Raw genomic sequence first — 18,131 nt, 5'->3', positions numbered from 1 at the left:
GTCTATACGGACTGCAACTGCTTACCCACCGGCAGATCACGCAAGCGCTTGCCGGTTGCCGCATAAATTGCATTTGCGATAGCGGGCATTGCCGCCGACGTGCCGGGCTCTCCGATTCCACCAGGCGCTTCGGCGCTCTTGACGATATGCACGAGAATTTCGGGCGCTTCGTGAATGCGCAATATCCGGTAGTCCGTAAAGTTGCCCTGCAGCACGCGGCCCCGTTCGATCCTCACCTCGCTGTACAGTGCGCCCGTGATGGCGAAGATCACGCCGCCCTGAATCTGCGCTTCCACCGTGTTCGGATTGACGAACATCCCGCAATCCACGGCACACACCACGCGGTTTACGCGCACTTCGCCCTGCTCGACCGTGACTTCAGCGACCATCGAAAGATAGCTGCCGAAGGCGTGCATGACGGAAACGCCGCGCCCCTGGCCCTTCGGCAATGCGTTTCCCCAGCCCGAAAGCCGGGTGGCGATATCAAGCACGTTCAGCGCGCGCGGCGACTTGCCGAGCAGATCGCGGCGATACTGCACGGGATCGGTCTTAGTCTGTACCGCAAGCTCATCGATAAAGCTTTCGACGACAAACGTACCGCGCGTCGGGCCGACACCTCGCCAGAACGCAGTCGGGACCGCGTCCGGCTCTTGCCGCACGTAGTCGACAAGCTGATTCGGCAAATCGTAGGGAAGCGCCGCCGCAACTTCCACCGCATCGGGATCGACGCCGTTCTTGATCGTCGAAGGCGCGAACCGCGAAAGGATCGACGATCCGGCAATGCGATGCTGCCATGCAACCGGTTTGCCGTGCTCGTCGAGACCCGCCGAAATGCGGTCGTAGTAGTAAGGCCGGTACATGTCGTGCTGGATGTCCTCCTCGCGCGTCCAAGTCACCTTGACGGGCGCGTCCACCTGCTTCGCGACTTTCACCGCCTGTGTGACGCCATCCACCTCGAGCCGCCGCCCGAATCCGCCGCCGAGCAGGAAGTTGTGCACCACGACCTTATCCGCCGGGAGACCGGTAATTTTTGCGCCTGCGTCACGCGCGCGTGTGGGGACCTGCGTGCCGACCCAGATATCGCAGCTATCCTGCTGCACATGCACCGTGCAATTCATCGGTTCCATCGTTGCGTGCGCAAGGAACGGCTGCCGATAGACCGCATCCACACGCGTCTTTGCACCTGCGAATGCGCGGTCCACGTCCCCTTCCTTTCGCGCGACGGCACCTTCGCGCTGTGAAGCCCGCTCGAGGTCGTCGACGATCGTCTTGATGGACACCGACGCGCCCGCCCCTGCGTCCCAGCTGATCTTCAACGCCGCCGCGCCGCGCTTCGCCGCCCAGGTATGGTCGCCGACCACGGCCACGGCATTGTCGATCTTGACGATCTGGCGCACGCCCGGGATCTTCCTCGCCGCGCTATCGTCCACTGCGGCGAGTTTTCCGCCGAACACGGGGCAGTTGACGATCACCGCGTACACCATGCCGGGCAGCCGCACATCCAGCCCGAACATCGCACTGCCGTCCACCTTTTCGGGCGAGTCGAGCCGTCGCGCCATCGTGCCGATGAGCTTGAAGTCTTTCGGGTCCTTTAGCGTGACCTCGCCCGGAACCGGCAGCTTGCCGGCGGCTTCCGTGAGTTGGCCGTAGGCGAGCGTGCGATTCGTGGCGGCGTGAATCACCTGGCCGTTCTGCGCGTGGCACGTCGCGGGGTCGACCTGCCACCGCTGCGCGGCGGCGTTGACGAGCAGCGTCCGCGCCGTGGCGCCGGCGCGCCGCATTGGCTCCCACGCGTAGCGGATCGACGTCGATCCGCCCGTCAACTGACCGCCCAGCAACGGATCGAAGAACAGCTTCTCATTGGGCGGCGCGTGGTCGAGCGTGATGCTGTCGAGCGGGACTTCCAGCTCTTCTGCGATCAGCATCGGGATCGAGGTGTACACGCCCTGTCCCATTTCGACCTTCGGGATAATGAGCGTCACCTTGCCCGACGTGTCGATCTGCACGAACGCATTCGGCGCAAACACCGCGCTCTGCGCAGTCTCGACGCCGTCGCCGCCAATCACCGTCTTGCCTACGTCGCCCTCGCTGCGCGCGGGCAAGCTGAACCCGAGTATCAACCCGCCGCTGCCCAGCACCGCCACGCTCGCGCTGAACTTCAGAAAAGCCCTGCGTGTGAGGCCTGCTAGCGCTTCGTCCCGCGGTTCGCCATTTTGCGCATCAACGAGTCCCTGCGACACGTCACGCCTCCTTGACCGCCTGTTTGATGGCCGCGCGAATGCGGTTATAGGTGCCGCAACGGCAGATATTGCCCGCCATCGCAGCATCGATATCGGCGTCGCTCGGGTTGCCGTTCTGCGCAAGCAGCGACGCCGCCTGCATCACTTGTCCCGACTGGCAATAGCCGCACTGGACCACGTCGAGCTTGCGCCACGCGGCCTGAATGCGTTTTCCCGCGGCCGTATCGCCGACTGCCTCGATGGTCGTGATCTTGCGCTCGCCCACGGCCCCGACCGGATAGACGCACGAGCGGACCGCGACGCCGTCGACATGGATGGTGCAGGCGCCGCACTGCGCGATTCCGCAGCCAAACTTGGTGCCCGTGAGCCCGACGAGGTCACGCAACACCCACAGCACAGGCATGTCGGGCGGCGCGTCCACCGTACGCTGCTGACCGTTGACTTCAAGCGTTACCATCGAAACTCCTGATCAGTGCGTCTCCGGCGAAATCCATGCGCGGTACTCAACTCTGCTTCACGACCATCAAACGCAGCTCCGTCATGTCCTCGATCGCGTATCGCACGCCTTCACGCCCGATGCCTGAATCTTTCACGCCGCCATACGGCATGTTGTCGACGCGGAAGGACGAAATGTCGTTGATGACCACACCGCCCACGTCCAGTTCATCCCACGCGCGGTGCGCGTGCGAAAGCGAATCGGTAAACACGCCTGCCTGCAGGCCGAAATCGCTATCGTTGACCGTGACGAGCGCTTTTTCGAAATCGTCGAATTTCTCGAGAATGGCGACGGGCCCGAACGCCTCCTTCCGATAGAGATCGGTTTCGCGCCCGACATTCTCGACGAGTGTCGCCTCGAACATCGCGCCTTCCACCTTCCCGCCCGCGATGATCGACGCGCCAGCCGCCACCGCGCTTTCCATCCAGCCCGCGAGCCGACGCGACTCGGACACCGATATCATCGGGCCGACAAAGGTGGCCTCGTCCTTCGGGTCTCCCGCCTTGAGCGATTTCGTTTTTGCAATCAACTTCTCGCGCAATTCGTCATAAATCGAAGCGTGCACGAGAATCCGCTGCACATGAATGCAGCTCTGACCCGACTGATAAAACGCGCCAAACGCGAGCCGCTCGACGACATAGTCGAGCTTTTCGCGCTGATCGCTATCGACGATCACTGCCGCATTGCCGCCGAGTTCCAGCACGACCTTCTTCTTGCCCGCTTTCGCCTTCAACTCCCAGCCCACTCCAGGCGAGCCCGTGAACGAAAGCAGCTTGAAACGCTCGTCCGTCGTGAAAAGATCCGCACCGTCGCGATGGGCGGGAAGAATCGAAAACGCGCCCCTGGGCAGATCGGTTTCCGCCATGACCTCACCGATAATGAGGGCGCCGATGGGCGTGCGGCTCGCGGGCTTCAACACGAACGGAACGCCGCAGGCCAACGCCGGCGCCACCTTGTGTGCGGCGAGGTTCAGCGGAAAGTTGAACGGCGAGACAAACGAGCATGGTCCGATGGGAACCCGCTTCACGTAACCCTGGTATCCCCTGGCACGCTGCGAAATCTCGAGATTGATGATTTCGCCACCGATTCGCACCGACTCCTCTGCCGCGACCTTGAACGTGTCGATCAGGCGGCTCACCTCACCACGCGAATCCTTGATCGGCTTGCCCGCCTCGATACACAGGGCGACCGCCATTTCTTCGGCACGCTCGCGAAAACGCGCCACGCAGTGCTCGAGCACGGCTTGACGTTTATACGGGGCAAACTTGCGCATCTCGGGCATGGCCGCTTCGGCGAAGCCTATGGCCTTGTCGATCGTTTTCGCGTCGGCCAGCGCGACGCGCGTGGCGACTTCGCCGCTGAACTTGTCCGTCACCTCCAGGTCGGTATTGGCGGCGACTGCCTCGTTCGCAAGGTAGTACGGGTAGCTCTCCTGCAACATGACGCGCTCTCCTTTTCTCAAGGCGGCCGAATCCAGAATAGCCACCGACTGTATGAGCGTCTTTTTTGAAAACACGCGATTTTTCCGCTCCCCACGAGGACGACGCGCCAAGCGTCGCCACGCTCGCGTCATCCAGACTGTTTTGCCGCGCTGAGCGTAATCGTGCACGTCATGCCCATCGCGAGATGGACGTTGCGCGGAACGTTATCCAGATGAATCCGCACGGGCACTCTCTGCGCAAGGCGTATCCAGGTAAACACCGGGTCGACGTTCGCCAGCAGTTCACTCTGCCCCGTGGGATTGTCGCGATCCACGATGCCGCTCGCGATGCTATCGACATGCCCGTCGATGTCCACCTTCGCGCCCAGCAGCCGGACAATGGCGTGCTCGCCGATCTGAACGCCCTGTATCTTAGTTTCCTCGAAGTAGCCGTACACCCAGAACGAGTGCGAATCGATCATGGCCATACGCGCGACGCCTGCCGTCGCGAAGTCCCCCGGAAAGAGGTTCAGGTTCGTGATGTAGCCATCCGTCGGCGCGCGCACACTGCTCCTTTCGAGGTCGAGCCGTGCAGTCTCGCGGTGTACGAGCGCGGCTTTGAGGCTCGCCTCGGCGGCCGCGTGAGCGGCCCGCGCCGCATCGAGCGTGGATTGGGATTGCTGCGACTGCCAGGCGTAGTCCGATCGCAGTTCCTCAGACACGACATCGGCCGAGAGCTTCTCGCGCCTCGCTGCCTGATCCTTGCGCATCTTCAGTTCGTACTGGCTCGCATTCGAAAGCGACTCGGACTGAAGCAACTGCGCCTGCGCGCGCGCGACATCCGCATCGGCCTGCTGCAACGCATAGACGAAGCGGTTCGGATCGAGCACGTACAGCACTTCGCCCTTGTGAACCCATTCGTTGTCCTTGACCCGAACTTCCTTCACGATTCCCGAAACGTCGGTCGAAAGATTGATGACGTTTGCCCGCACGCGTCCGTCGCGCGTCCACGGCGAATACATATAACGATCCCAGATCGCATGCATGAGCACGAGCGCAATCACGACCACAATCAGCGTTGTCGCAAAGCGTATGAAATACGGCTTGTTCATCTATCGCCTCGTTTTCATGCGGCGGCCCCGTGGGCATCGGTATTCACGCTCTCTGGACGATCAGAGCCGCGCCGCAAAACAGAGCCACGAAGACCGCAACCCGGAACAGGCCCGGATGCCACGCGAACTGATAGGCACCGACCTTCGCCAACAACATGTCCAGCGCCACGAATACGACGACGCTCCCTAGAAACACGAGTAGCAGCGTGGGCGCAAAAAAGCCGTACAGGTCAATTTCCACGGGCATCGCTTTCCCCTTCCTTTGCGCCAACCGGCATTGCGTGGATCTGCGCGCCTCCGCCCAGGTCTTTCATCAGCAGCACCCATGCGTCGACGCGTTGCGCATGGATCAGGGTGAGATCGCGCTCTTGTTCGAGCATGATCTTTTGCGCCACCAGCACATCGAGGTACTCGGTGATCCCGCCTCGATAGCCGCTTACCGCGAGATCGTAGGCGCGTCGCGACGATTGCCACGCCGCTTCGGCTGATTGCTGCTGAACGCCGAGCGACTGCAGCGACGTCACGTCCTGAGCGACGCTCTGCATGGCGGACAACACCGTGTCGTTGTACTTGAGCACCGCGTCGTCGTATTCGGCATTAGCCACGCCGAAGTTGGCGCGCCGGCGGCCCGCATCGAAGATCGGCAATGACCCGGCAATGCCGATGCTATGCCCGACTGCGTCGCTATTGATGAAGTTGAAGAATCCGCCGAACGGCGCCAATGACGCGAGCGAGGCGCTGGCGACGAGATCGATGTTGGGGTAAAAGTCCGCGTCCGCGGCGTCGATCTTCTTTGCCGCTTCCGCGGCCCGCCATCGTTGCGCGACGACGTCGGCGCGATGGCCGACGAGTTCCGCGGGCAATGCCGAAGGCAGCGCCGTGGCAACGTTGCCCGGCAGCGTCGGCGCCTTGAGATGATCACCGAAACCGGGCCCCTCGCCGACTAGATATGCAATCTGTAAGCGGGCAAGCGCGATCTCGTTCAGCGTGCGTGCGATATCGGTTCGGCCTGCTTCATATTGTGCTTTCGCCTGACTCGCATCGATCTCGCCACTGATGCCCGCCGCGCGGCGCTTGACCGCGATATCCAGGTTGCGCACCTGTTCCTCGTTGATCGACCGGTAAACCGCGAGCAGCGCTTCCTGAAGCGCGAAACGCGTATAGGTGCGCGCAACGGCCGTTTCGAGTTCGACTTTGGCGAACTGTGCGTCCGCCACCGAAGCCTGCACGTGATTGAGTGCGCCCTGCTCGATTGCGCGATTCTTGCCCCAGAAGTCGAGGTCCCACGAAAGCGTGACCGCGGCGGCATTGTTCCAGACCGTGGTGCCGCCGGGCGGCGAAGGGGTTGCGTAGCGCGGGAAGCGCGTGCGGGCGAAGTGGCCATCGCCCTCGATGTCGGGCAGTTCGTCCGCATGCGCTGCGCGCGCCTCCCAGATCGCGGCGGTGACGCGCGATCTCACGATCGCGAGCGTTGGGCTGCCCTTATCGGCCTGCTGCATCAACATGTCGAGCTGCGGGTCTCGCCAGGCGAGCCACCAGTCGCTCGTGGGCCACTTCGCATCGATGACTGCGGTGCGCATTGCGCTGCCCGCGTCCACACCGCCGGGATCGATATAAGAAGCCTCAGGCTTGATTCCCGCGCCGTCGATGCAGCCCGCGAGCACCGCGAGCGCCATCGACGACACGACCCGCAGCGCGAACGCTCCAGCACCGGAACCCGCGCAGGCGCTCATGACTCGGCCGCCGTGACTGCCGTCAGGCGCGGCAACTGGTCGGTCAGCGCCGCCCAGGTCGAATAGAGCCGCGCGCGCATCTTCAGTATCGCGCGGCATTCGTCCGATGCCGGATCGCCAGGGGGGCCGGCCAGCGCCGTCAATGCCCGCCTGATTGCCGCGAGCGCCGTTTCGACCGATGCGGAATCGGCGCGCTGCGCCAGTCGTTCCATCGCGCTGAGCCATTCAGCCTGCGCTTCGCCCCACGCCGGTGGAAGCAGATCCGGCTGTGTGAACTCGAGATTGCGCACCTTCATCAACGTGTTGACGATCCATAGCTGGTCGAAGGCCCAACTCGTGGCGCGCTGCAGTTGATCCGGCGTGACGTGCGGCAACGTCGAGATATGCACGATCAGGTCGCGCATTGCGATTCCGACCTGTATGGCGTCGTTCGTATCGACAGGATCGCGCGCCGCGCGCTCCACGATCGAGCGAATCCGCGTCGCGGAGCGGCTCGCCATCCAGGCGCCTTCCCGCGAAACCACGAGGGAAAAGGCGACGGCGGAGACACCAATGCCGATGAGCAGGCCGAATCCGCGGTCGAGAATATACGGCGGGTTGTAGACCGCGACGTTCGTTGGCGTGAGCACATAACAGAAGTAAATGTTGAACCCAGCGCCGAAAAGCGCGACACGCGGAAACGTATTGACGTAGCTCCCGAGGAACAGCACGATGCCCAGACACAGCGCGAACAGCGTGACGTCGTCGCCCAATGCGGGCATCACGAAGAAGTTCACGCCAAAGCCAACGATCCACGCGATCAGGCATCCGACAAAGACTTGCCAGCTCGCGACGGCTGGTGTCGGGCTCAATGAAAAGAATCCACTGGTAATGCCTGCCGCCACGACAGCGCTATAGCCGTTGTCCCATCCCGAGAGCACCCACGCGTATCCGACGGCTGCCACCGCCAGCGCCGCGCGCAAGCCCGCTATCGCCGCCGTGAAGCCACTCGTATGCAGCGGAACACTGCGAATGAACGCGACCGCTTCGGCGACGGGCTGCGTGAGCCGTACTCTCGGCGGGTCGAGCAGTACCTTGCAGGTATTGCAGAACAGGCGGAGCGCCACGACCGCCGACCAGGCCTCGGCCGCGACCATGGCGATGGCCTCGTACCCGGACTCGTCCTGCTGTTCGTTGCCGCTCGTCCTGCGGTCGAGATAAAGCAGCAACGACGCTTCCAGTGCGCTCAATCTCTCGATCATGCGCTGGAGTCCGCTCGCCGTTTCCAGGCAGTCGGCATTCTCGTTCGCAATGACATTCGCCACCTTGCCGAATATCGCGTCAATGATCGGGCGAAGCGCCTTGCCTGTATTCGCCGAGTTGCGCTGCGCACGGAAGACGGAAAAGATGCGCGTGACGACACCGAGGAATGTCTTGTCCAACTCCAGGAGCCCCTCGTCGCGCAAACGCATTTCCGGCTCTTCAAACACGGCAGCCGTGCGCAATCCCTCCATCGTTGCGCTCTCGCGAACCAGCTTGAGGTAGGTTTCAACCGGTTCATATCCAGGCTCGCCGCGCACCGCGCCGCGCAGCGAGTTCAACAATAGCGTCATCGCGTTTGCACGCCATTTGATGAGCGCGGGCACGACCCTCTGCGGAAAAACCAGCGCACTCACGAGACTGCCGCTCGCCACACCAATGAGGACTTCGCTTATCGTATAGATGATGTTGTACGTCACGTCATAGGGCGTCGACCACTCGGGCACCGTGGTAATACACGCCGCGTAGCCGGACAACACGAAGCCGTACGACTGATAGTTCTTATAGTACGAAGCCCCCGCGACGAAGAGCCCGACCCAGATTGCTAGACCGCCCAGGAAAAGACCGGGCTGCTGCGCGAACAGGATGATCAGCATCAGTCCTGCAAAGCATCCACAGATAATGCCCAGGGTCCGATAAAACGCGCGCGCGATCACCATTCCGCTTTGCTGATGGAACATCACGATCACCGCCGAGACCATGGCCGTGCCGGGTGCGCGTAGTTCGAGCCGCATGCATATCAGCATGCTGATGATCACGGCCAGCGCAGCCTTGAACGCGTGCACGATACGCGGCAGCTCGTCGCCGTACACGTCGGCAAATTCTTTGCGCAAGCCCTCCCAGGTCGTCATCATGTCTGCTTGACCTCACCCGTCAACCGCGCGCCATACGACTCCTCCACTCGATCGTTCGGAATCGTTCTGGCATTTATATTAGCGCGATCAACGGGCCACCTCTTTCGTGAAATAGCGAGGAATATTCTGGAGCCACGGCGATTCGTGACTGGCGACCGATCAATTGCGCCACCCCGTGCATCGGAATGAAAAGATTGCCATTCATTGACGACCTGAAGGCAAATCTCCTTTTAACGTAACGCCGTCAATGCGGAGGCTTCTACGTTCCATTCCTCCTGCGAACCGTACGGGTAGCAGGCGTCCACGGCCGAAGCGAGAATCATCGCGCCAACGTTCCTCGGCGCCGGTCTCGTGGGGCGCGGACGAAAGATCTCGTCGCCTGGTGCGATCGATTTTCCGCTCATCGCGCAACGGCCGCTCACGCGGGAATGCGCGGCCACCCACAGCTGCTCCCGGTAGCAACATTTGGTCGGATCGCGCCAGTCGATCGTCATCGAGTGTGCGCTTGGCCGGTCGATGATACGCACGAATGGACGCCAGTCCGAAACGTTGGCTTCCGCGCGGTGCCGGCATTTCACAAGAGGAACGGGCTCCACGTCGACGATTTCCGAAGTCCCCGGTATGGACAGCAGACCTATCGTGCGAATCCAGGGATCGACGAAGTTTGTGTTGGTCAACATCGGCGCCTCCTTGCTATCGGCAATCACATCCTGCGAGCCGGTTCGATGAACCGGTCCGGCGTATCACCAAGGTATCGCCGATCGTCGCGATGAGACAGCCCTACAAAGGGTTGTGCCGCGCGCATGAATTTTCCGCAACCCTATACCTTCGTTTAATTCCGTGCTGGAGGAACGCTTTCGACTGGCTCCAATAGCCCTGATGTAGATAACGCTTACATACTCACCGAGGGCACAGTGCTTGCGCACGCCTTCGAGTTGGCTGACTGAAAGAAATGGCCAATGCGTCGTGCACTTTTATACCTTCGTATGGTTATCACGCCACCTATGCGGGACTATTCTGCAATGCGAAAGTCTAACAACCTGCAGGACTGCTGCACTCCGCCTGGGCAGTCCGTCCGAGGGATCGCGTGACTCCAGTCGCTCTTGTCTCGATAGTCGAGGACGACGAGTCGGTTCGGGAATCAATCGAGAGTCTCATTCGAGCCTTAGGATGGGAAGTCTTGACTTTCGACTCAGCCGACGCGTTCCTCCGTTCAGGCGCCGTGCGCAAAACGCGGTGCCTCATCTCGGACGTCACCATGCCGGGCATGTCGGGCCTGGAAATGCATGCGCAGTTGCGCTCGCAAGGCAACGCACCGCCAACCATCTTCATTACCGCTTACCCAACCGCGCAGGACGAATCCGTCGCGCTCGCCAACGGCGCGCTGGCCTATCTCGAGAAACCGGTCGACTCGTGCGTCATACTCGAGAAGGTTCGACAGGCGGTCGGGAAGGCCTGAAATCCTGCTCGTCACTTCGATCGCTTCATGCCATCCCGCGTTTTCACGCCCGTTGCACTTTATCCCTATACGGCGGTATAGGTCAGTGGCATTGCGTGCCGCATGTCGCATACCGCGGTAGTGTTTCCAACACTGTCGCGGCGCGCTAGTGTGCTGATGTCGGACCGGATGCGGTCCGCTCATCCTGCTAGAAGGGGCTCACGATGGATGCCAACGCGCTCGATCTGTCACGGCTTCAGTTTGCCTTCACCGTATCCGTCCATATCATTTTTCCCGCGCTCAGTATCGGCCTCGCGAGTTTCCTTGCAGTCCTCGAGGCGTGCTACCTGAAAACCGGCAAGCCGCATTACAAGGCATTGTCCATGTATTGGGCGAAGATATTCGCCGTCGGCTTCGGCATGGGTGTCGTTTCGGGTGTTGTCATGGCCTATCAGTTCGGCACGAACTGGGCGGGTTTCTCGCGCTTTGCCGGCCCGATTACCGGTCCGCTTCTCACCTACGAGGTGATGACCGCCTTCTTTCTCGAAGCCGGATTTCTGGGCATCATGCTGTTCGGTTGGGAAAAGGTGGGCGCGAAGGCCCACTTTGCGGCCACGCTGCTGGTTGCCATCGGAACACTCATCTCCACGTTCTGGATTCTGGCATCCAACAGCTGGATGCAAACCCCACGGGGATTCAGGATCGAAGACGGTCATGTCGTTCCCGTGGACTGGCTCGCCGTCATTTTCAATCCTTCTTTTCCCTATCGCCTTGCGCACATGACGATGGCGGCGTTTATCGTCGCTGCGCTGGTCGTTGCCGGAACAGGCGGGTGGCATCTTCTGCACGGGCGGCGCGACCCAGAGGTTAAGACCATGTATTCGATGGCGCTCTGGTTGCTCCTCTTTCTCGCACCGATACAAGCCTTTGTTGGCGACCAGCATGGGCTGAACACCCGTCGCTATCAGCCCGTCAAGATCGCCGCGATCGAAGGTCTATGGGAAACGGAAAAAGGCGGCACGGCGCTCAATCTGATCGGCTTTCCTGACATGAACGCGGAAGTGACGCGCTATGCGATCCGGATTCCCCATCTCGGCAGCCTGATCCTCACGCATAGCTGGGACGGCGAAATTCGCGGGCTCAAGGAATTTCCCAAAGAAGACCGCCCGAATTCGAGCCTGATTTTCTGGACGTTCCGGATCATGGCCGGGCTTGGCGTACTGATGATCCTGACCGCGCTCGTGGGCGCGCTCCTTCGACGCGGCGCGAGACTCTTCGAGTTTCGCGCCTACCAATGGCTCACCGTCATCATGGGCCCAATGGGTATCGTCTCGCTCATTGCCGGCTGGATCACCACCGAAGCGGGCCGCCAGCCCTGGGTCGTATTCGGCGTATTGCGAACGAGAGATGCCGTCTCACCTTTGACCGCCCAAAGCGCGGGCGTTTCCCTGCTGGTGTTCTTCATGGTTTATGTGCTGGTCTTCGGTACGGGCGTCTATTACATCCTTAAGCTCATCTACGCCGGGCCGCCGCTGGAAAACGAATCCGCGGCGCCCGCCAAAGTCGCCGATCACCCCGGAGTGGGAGGCCGCCGTCCGCTTGCCGCGGCCACCGAGTAGTTGTACACCAAGCCAGATGCGCAATTCTTCAGGAGCCTGCCATGGATGTCACGGTAGTCTGGGCAACCATCATCGCCATTGGTCTTTTCATGTACATCGTCCTCGACGGGTTCGATCTGGGCATCGGGATGATTTTCCCCTTCTTCCCCTCCGACACGATCCGCGACATGCTGATGCACAGCATCGCCCCCGTATGGGACGGCAATGAGACGTGGCTCGTATTGGGCGGCGCAGCGTTGTTCGCCGCCTTTCCCATGGTGTACGCCGTCGCGCTCTCGGGGCTCTATTTGCCGATCATCTTCATGCTCGTATGCCTGATTTTTCGCGGCGTTTCATTCGAGTTGCGCGGCAAGGCCAACCGGACGAAAAACCTCTGGAGTCTCGCCTTCATTTGCGGGTCTGCCGGCGCCGCATTCTTCCAGGGCGTGATCCTCGGCTCCTACCTGCAGGGCATTCCCGTGAAAGACGGCGTTTTCTCGGGGGACCCGTTCTTCTGGGTGTCCCCCTTCAGCTTCCTCACCGGCATGGGCCTCATGGTCACCTATGCGCTGCAGGGCGCCACCTACCTCGTCATGAAGACCGAGGGCGAACTGCAGGACAGCCTGTTCGGGATCGTTTGGCCCATGACGCTCGCGTTGCTGGCGTTCATCGTCGCCGTGAGCATCTGGACGCCGCTCACGGACGCCGAAGTCGCCGCGCGATGGTTCAGTTCCTCATTCCACTATAGCCTTTACCCGGTCCCGATTCTCGTTGCGGTAACGGCGGTCGCCATGTATCGCGCGGTCAAGAGACGCTCCGATTTCGCACCGTTCCTGCTTTGCAATGCCCTGATTCTTCTCGGCTACCTTGGCCTGCTGATCAGCATCTGGCCGTATGCGATTCCCCGTTCCGTGACGTTGTGGCAAGCGGCTTCACCGCGGTCGAGCCAGGTATTTGCGCTCGTTGGCGCCGTGATCATCATCCCGATCATTGTCGTGTATACGACCGCGGGCTACTGGGTATTTCGCGGCAAAGTCCAGCAAGGCAGCCAGTATCATTGACGGAGGAGAGAACCATGTCGGATACCCCGCACGAAGAGCAGCCCACCCTCGGCAAGCGTATGACGTGGTTCGCCATACTCTGGCTGCTCGGCTTCGTCTTTACCGTTCTGCTCGCCATGCCCTTTCATTTTCTCGTTGTGGCCCTGCAGCGTTGAAGGCGGCTGAACACTCCATCACTTCAGATGCTGTGACTTGATCACCGACCGGAACCACCGCGGGTGGTGCTTTCTCGCCCACCCCGGCGTGACATAGCCGTGAAGCATCGCACCCAGCGTGCCGTCGATCCAGATTCCGGCGTAGATGTGCACCATGATCGCGAGGATCAGGACGAACGCAACGATCGAATGCACCAGCGCGGCGAAGCGAAGAACGTCAATGGCGAAGTATGCAGAGAAATAGCGACGCCAGATGACGATGCCAGATAGCAGTAGCGCGATCATGCAAGGCAACAGCGTCCAGAACAGCATTTTCTGGCCGCCGTTGTACCGAGCCACCTCGGGAAGACCTTCGTCGCGATTCTGGAGAATCTGCAAGATGCGAAGAAGCCATTGAATGTCACTGAGTTCGATGAGGTTGTGGCGCCAGTAGCGAATCGCAAGGCAAGAGAACGCCGAAAACATGATGAGGCCGATGAACGGGTGCAGGATTCTCATCCACTGTCCGCCGCCAAATAGCGCCGAAAGCCAGAACATCGCCGGATGAAACAGCGCAAGCCCCGACAACGCGAGCAAGATGAAACTCAGTGCCGTGATCCAGTGAATGGTCCGTTCGTTGGCGTTATAACGCTCGATCAGGAGATCGGGCCTGCGGTTATTGCTGGTCATCTTTTGCCTCCTTGCTGGCCTCGATATCTGCGCGCGCAGCTTCCTCGTCGGACTCGTGCACCCTGTTCGGCCCGATCCGTACATAGTGAAAAAAGGTCGTCAAAAGCGTGAGAAACAGCACCGCCAGCGCCAGCGGCTTGGCAAGGCTCTTCCACACCATGACGAGCGGATTGATTCGCGGCCGGTCGGGCAGACCGTGATAGAGAGAGGGCTGATCCGCGTGATGGAGGACATACATGACGTGCGTGCCGCCAACACCGGCCGGATCATAGAGCCCTGCATTCTCGAAACCGCGCCGCTTCAAATCGACGATTCGATCGGCGGCTTGCGCCTTCATGTCTTCCTTGGTGCCGAACATGATCGCCCCGGTCGGACAGGTCTTCGAGCAGGCGGGCTCCTGACCCACGGCAACACGATCCGAGCAGAGCGTGCACTTGTACATGCGATGGTCGGTCTTCGAGAGCCTCGGTATATTGAACGGACATCCGGCTATACAGTAGCCACAGCCAATACAGTTCTCTTCATGAAAGTCGACGATGCCATTCGTGTACTGCACGATGGCGCCCGGCGACGGGCAGGCCTTGAGACACCCGGGATCCTCGCAGTGCATGCAGCCATCCTTGCGGATGAGCCACTCCAGATCGCCCTTGGGATTCACATATTCCGTGAAGCGCATGACGGTCCACGAGTGCTCCGATAGATCACGCGGGTTGTCGTAGACTCCGACGTTCTCGCCAATCTCGTCTCTCAGGTCGTTCCACTCCATGCAGGCGGTCTGACATGCCTTGCACCCGATGCATTTCGAAACGTCGATCAGCTTGGCCACCGTGCCGGTAACCGGAACCCGGTCGCCGGGCGGTGGCACGGTCGTGGCGGACAGCCGCCTGATATCCAGTGATTGCAGGGACACGTTTGCACCTCATACCTTTTCGACCTTGACGAGGAAAGACTTGAATTCGGGCGTCTGCGTGTTGGCGTCGCCGACCGATGGGGTCAGCGTATTGGCGAGATAGCCGGGTTTGGCGAGCCCCTTATAGCCCCAATGCAGCGGCACGCCTACCGTGTGAACCTTTTTGCCATCCACCATGAGCGGCCGGATGCGCTTCGTCACGAGGGCGACCGCAACGATGTAACCGCGCTTCGACGACACCTTCACGCTGTCGCCCGAAACGATCCGCAGCTCATCGGCGAGTTCATCGCCGATCTCGACGAATTGCGCCGGCTGGATGATGGCGTTCAGGCGTGCATGCTTGGTCCAGAAGTGGAAATGCTCGGTCAACCGGTACGTCGTGGCCGTATACGGATACTCGGGGGCTGTGCCGAAATCCCTTCTGTCACGCGCGAATACGCGCGCAACCGGATTGTTCGTCACGTCGGGATGATCCGGATGAAGCGGATTGAAACCAATGGGCGTTTCGAACGGCTCGTAGTGCTCGGGGAACGGCCCTTCGTTCATCTGCCGCCGTGCGAAAAAGCGCGCCACGCCTTCCGGGTTCATGATGAAAGGCCCCATGCCAAGCGAGGGCGCTTCGTCTTCCTTGTAGTCGGCGATATCCGCGCCGCTCCATTGGCGCCCATTCCATTTGAGGATCGTCCGGCTCGGATCGAATGGTTGCCCATTGAGGTCGCAGGAAGCCCGGTTATAGAGGATTCGTCGATTCTCGGGCCATGCCCAGCCTAACGACTGACCGATACTGGTGGGATCGCTGTTGTCGCGGCGGGCCATCATGTTTCCCGCCTCCGTCCATGCGCCGCAAAAGATCCAGCAGCCGCTCGCGGTACTGCCATCGTCGCGCAGCTGCGAAAAGCCTGAAAGTTGCTGACCGGCTTTCACGGCGATCGCGCCAGCGTTGTGCGCATCGCCAAGGTCCGAAAGCGCCGACCCGTTGTACTCTTTGGCCAGTTCCTCGGGCGTGGGGCTTTGCGGGTCCGCATAGGGCCAGTTGAGCTTCAGTATCGGGTCGGCGTACGCCCCGCCTTGCTTGCGATACAGCTCCCGCATCCGGACGAAGAGGTTCGACATGATCTCGGCATCGCCGAGGGCGTCGCCGGGCGGCTCGGCGCCCTTCCAATGCCATTGAAGCACGCGCGAAGAACTGACCACCGAGCCGTTCTCTTCCGCGAAGCAGGTGGTAGGCAGCCGAAACACCTCCGTCTGGATCTTCGCCGGATCGGCCTTGTGAAAGTCGCCAAAGTCCTTCCAGTATTCGGACGTTTCCGTGGCGAGCGGGTCCATGATGACGAGCCACTTGAGCTTGCACAGCCCCTCGAAGACCTTGGCCTTGTTCGGCGCCGAAGCAATCATGTTGAAACCCTGGCAGACGTACCCCGTCATCTTTCCCTGGCTCATCGACTCGACGTTTTGAATCAGGTCATAGGTTTTATCCGGCTTCGGCAGATAGTCGTAGGCCCAGTTGTTCTCTTTCGTCGCCGCATCGCCCCACCAGGACTTCATCATGCTGACGAAAAAGGCCCGGTAATTCTGGTAGTAGCTCAATTGATTGGGGCGCAGAGGCTTCAGTGCATGGCGCTCGATATACGCCTCGTAGTCCTGCTCGTCTTCCCACGGCAACACCATGTAACCGGGCAACATCTCGCTCAGTAGCCCGAGGTCGGTCAAACCCTGGATATTGGAGTGGCCGCGCAAGGCGTTCACGCCGCCGCCCGAGATGCCTATGTTGCCCAGCAGCAGCTGAACCATGGCGCCTGTGCGAATGATCTGCGAGCCGATCGAGTGATGTGTCCAGCCGAGCGCGTAGAGAAGCGTCCCTGCACGATTGGGCGCCGCGGTACTGGCGAGAATTTCGCATACGTGCAAGAACTTCTCCTGCGGGGTGCCGCAGATTTTTTCCACCATTCGCGGCGTGTACCGCGAGAAGTGTCCTTTCATCAATTGATAGACGCACCGTGGATGCGACAACGTCGCGTCGGTCTTCACGAATCCGGTTTCATCGAGTTCATATTCCCAAGTGCTCTTGTCATACGATCGCTTGCCGGCGTCGTAGCCCGAATAGAGCCCGTTATCGAAAGCGAAGTCCTCCCTGACGATGAAGCCGAAGTCGGTGTAGTGCTTCACGTACTCGTGCTGGATCTTGTCGTTCGTCAGCAGGTAGTTGATGACGCCGCCCAGAAAAGCGATATCGGTTCCGGTGCGGATCGGCGCATAGTAGTCCGCCACCGAAGCGGTGCGTGTAAAGCGTGGATCGACCACCACGAGCTGTGCGCCGCGATGCGCCTTCGCTTCGACCACCCATTTGAATCCGCATGGATGCGCCTCGGCCGCATTGCCGCCCATGACCAGAATGACATCGGCATTGCGGATATCCACCCAGTGATTCGTCATCGAACCGCGGCCGAACGTCGGGGCAAGACCTGCCACCGTCGGGCCGTGTCAGACACGCGCCTGGTTGTCGAATGCGAGCATCCCCAGGCTGCGCACGACCTTGTGGGTCAGATAGCCGGCCTCGTTGCTCGCGGCCGAAGCGGCGAGAAATCCTGTGGTGGTCCAACGGTTGACGACTCTTCCCTCGTCCGTTCGATGAATGAAATTCGCGTCGCGGTCGGCTTTCATCAGCGCGGCGATACGATCGAACGCTTCGTTCCAGGAGATGGGCACCCACTTGTCCGATCCCGCCGCGCGGTATTCGGGCAGTTTGAGCCGCGCTTCGCTGTGCACGATGTCGAGCAGACTGGCGCCCTTCGGACATAGCGTGCCGCGATTCACAGGGTGGTCGGGATCGCCTTCGATATGAATGATGCTGCCCTTGGCGTTTTTGGCGTCGTCGCCGAGCGCGTACATCAGGATCCCGCAGCCTACCGAACAGTACGTGCAGGTGTTTCTCACCTCCGTGGTGCGCATGAGCTTGTATTGGCGCACCTCCGCCAGCGCGGTGGCGGGCGAAAACCCGGTGAGTGCGAGACTCGAACTCGCCAATGTGGTTGCAGTGAGCTTGAGGAACTGGCGCCGGGTCAGGTTATCCATGGACTCCCCCGAGGATCTGCTCGTGCCCGCACGAAGGCACGACACAAGTCATTGTTCCCGATACCCGTCCCCGC

The 18,131-nt window shown here is 60.9% G+C and carries 15 protein-coding genes; 4 read left to right on the top strand and 11 right to left on the bottom strand.

Annotated features, from left to right (window positions below; all coding sequences use genetic code 11):
- Positions 1–2: 2 nt before the first annotated feature.
- The 8 genes from AB3X99_RS19995 to AB3X99_RS19960 form a co-directional block, all read right to left on the bottom strand.
- A complete protein-coding gene (locus tag AB3X99_RS19995) occupies positions 3–2,240 on the bottom strand; it encodes a molybdopterin cofactor-binding domain-containing protein (RefSeq protein ID WP_368617903.1) in 2,238 nt (745 codons plus the stop codon).
- A 1-nt stretch (position 2,241) separates the two neighbouring features.
- Positions 2,242–2,697 (bottom strand): (2Fe-2S)-binding protein, encoded by a 456-nt coding sequence (locus tag AB3X99_RS19990; RefSeq protein ID WP_368617902.1) that lies wholly within the window; start codon positions 2,695–2,697, stop codon positions 2,242–2,244.
- A 46-nt stretch (positions 2,698–2,743) separates the two neighbouring features.
- Positions 2,744–4,177, bottom strand: coding sequence for an aldehyde dehydrogenase family protein (locus tag AB3X99_RS19985; RefSeq protein ID WP_368617901.1), 1,434 nt, complete (start codon positions 4,175–4,177; stop codon positions 2,744–2,746).
- Between the two features lie 128 nt (positions 4,178–4,305).
- Positions 4,306–5,268, bottom strand: coding sequence for a biotin/lipoyl-binding protein (locus tag AB3X99_RS19980; RefSeq protein ID WP_368617900.1), 963 nt, complete (start codon positions 5,266–5,268; stop codon positions 4,306–4,308).
- Between the two features lie 43 nt (positions 5,269–5,311).
- Entirely contained in the window at positions 5,312–5,515 is a 204-nt protein-coding gene (locus AB3X99_RS19975; RefSeq protein ID WP_368617899.1) for a DUF1656 domain-containing protein, read from the bottom strand.
- The gene (locus AB3X99_RS19970) at positions 5,499–7,001 is read right to left on the bottom strand and encodes an efflux transporter outer membrane subunit (protein WP_368617898.1); all 1,503 of its coding nucleotides are present in this window, start codon (positions 6,999–7,001) and stop codon (positions 5,499–5,501) included. Before AB3X99_RS19970 ends, AB3X99_RS19975 begins: the two co-directional genes overlap by 17 nt.
- Positions 6,998–9,154, bottom strand: a complete 2,157-nt coding sequence (locus AB3X99_RS19965) for an FUSC family protein (protein WP_368617897.1) — start codon at positions 9,152–9,154, stop codon at positions 6,998–7,000. The genes AB3X99_RS19970 and AB3X99_RS19965 overlap by 4 nt, the downstream gene beginning before the upstream one ends.
- Positions 9,155–9,384: 230 nt before the next feature.
- Positions 9,385–9,834 (bottom strand): DUF3331 domain-containing protein, encoded by a 450-nt coding sequence (locus tag AB3X99_RS19960; protein WP_368617896.1) that lies wholly within the window; start codon positions 9,832–9,834, stop codon positions 9,385–9,387.
- A 407-nt stretch (positions 9,835–10,241) separates the two neighbouring features.
- Between AB3X99_RS19960 and AB3X99_RS19955 the strand changes: the two genes are divergently transcribed.
- From AB3X99_RS19955 to AB3X99_RS19940, 4 genes are all read left to right on the top strand, one after another.
- A complete protein-coding gene (locus tag AB3X99_RS19955) occupies positions 10,242–10,613 on the top strand; it encodes a response regulator transcription factor (protein ID WP_368617895.1) in 372 nt (123 codons plus the stop codon).
- A 203-nt stretch (positions 10,614–10,816) separates the two neighbouring features.
- Positions 10,817–12,211: a cytochrome ubiquinol oxidase subunit I gene (locus tag AB3X99_RS19950; RefSeq protein WP_368617894.1), complete on the top strand. Its 1,395-nt coding sequence runs from the start codon at positions 10,817–10,819 to the stop codon at positions 12,209–12,211.
- 41 nt (positions 12,212–12,252) lie between these two features.
- Positions 12,253–13,251, top strand: coding sequence for a cytochrome d ubiquinol oxidase subunit II (gene cydB, locus AB3X99_RS19945; RefSeq protein ID WP_368617893.1), 999 nt, complete (start codon positions 12,253–12,255; stop codon positions 13,249–13,251).
- 14 nt (positions 13,252–13,265) lie between these two features.
- Positions 13,266–13,406 carry a hypothetical protein gene (locus tag AB3X99_RS19940; RefSeq protein WP_368617892.1) on the top strand — a complete coding sequence of 47 codons (141 nt, stop codon included), beginning with the start codon at positions 13,266–13,268 and terminating at the stop codon, positions 13,404–13,406.
- An 18-nt stretch (positions 13,407–13,424) separates the two neighbouring features.
- On the opposite strand, the gene AB3X99_RS19935 is transcribed toward AB3X99_RS19940, so the two are convergent.
- From AB3X99_RS19935 to fdnG, 3 genes are read right to left on the bottom strand one after another with little or no spacing between them, the layout of a single operon-like run.
- The gene (locus tag AB3X99_RS19935) at positions 13,425–14,075 is read right to left on the bottom strand and encodes a formate dehydrogenase subunit gamma (RefSeq protein WP_368617891.1); all 651 of its coding nucleotides are present in this window, start codon (positions 14,073–14,075) and stop codon (positions 13,425–13,427) included.
- Complete coding sequence (fdxH, locus tag AB3X99_RS19930) at positions 14,062–14,985, bottom strand: formate dehydrogenase subunit beta (RefSeq protein ID WP_368617890.1); 924 nt, start codon at positions 14,983–14,985, stop codon at positions 14,062–14,064. The genes AB3X99_RS19935 and fdxH overlap by 14 nt, the downstream gene beginning before the upstream one ends.
- A 9-nt stretch (positions 14,986–14,994) precedes the next feature.
- Entirely contained in the window at positions 14,995–18,057 is a 3,063-nt protein-coding gene (gene fdnG, locus AB3X99_RS19925; RefSeq protein ID WP_368617889.1) for a formate dehydrogenase-N subunit alpha, read from the bottom strand.
- Between the last annotated feature and the right edge of the window lie 74 nt (positions 18,058–18,131).

The sequence above is a fragment of the Paraburkholderia sp. BR10882 genome (assembly GCF_040948855.1).
Classification (GTDB): Bacteria; Pseudomonadota; Gammaproteobacteria; order Burkholderiales; family Burkholderiaceae; genus Paraburkholderia; species Paraburkholderia nodosa_A.
Note: the sequence above shows the minus strand (reverse complement) of the source record. Positions and strands in the feature narration are given on the sequence as shown.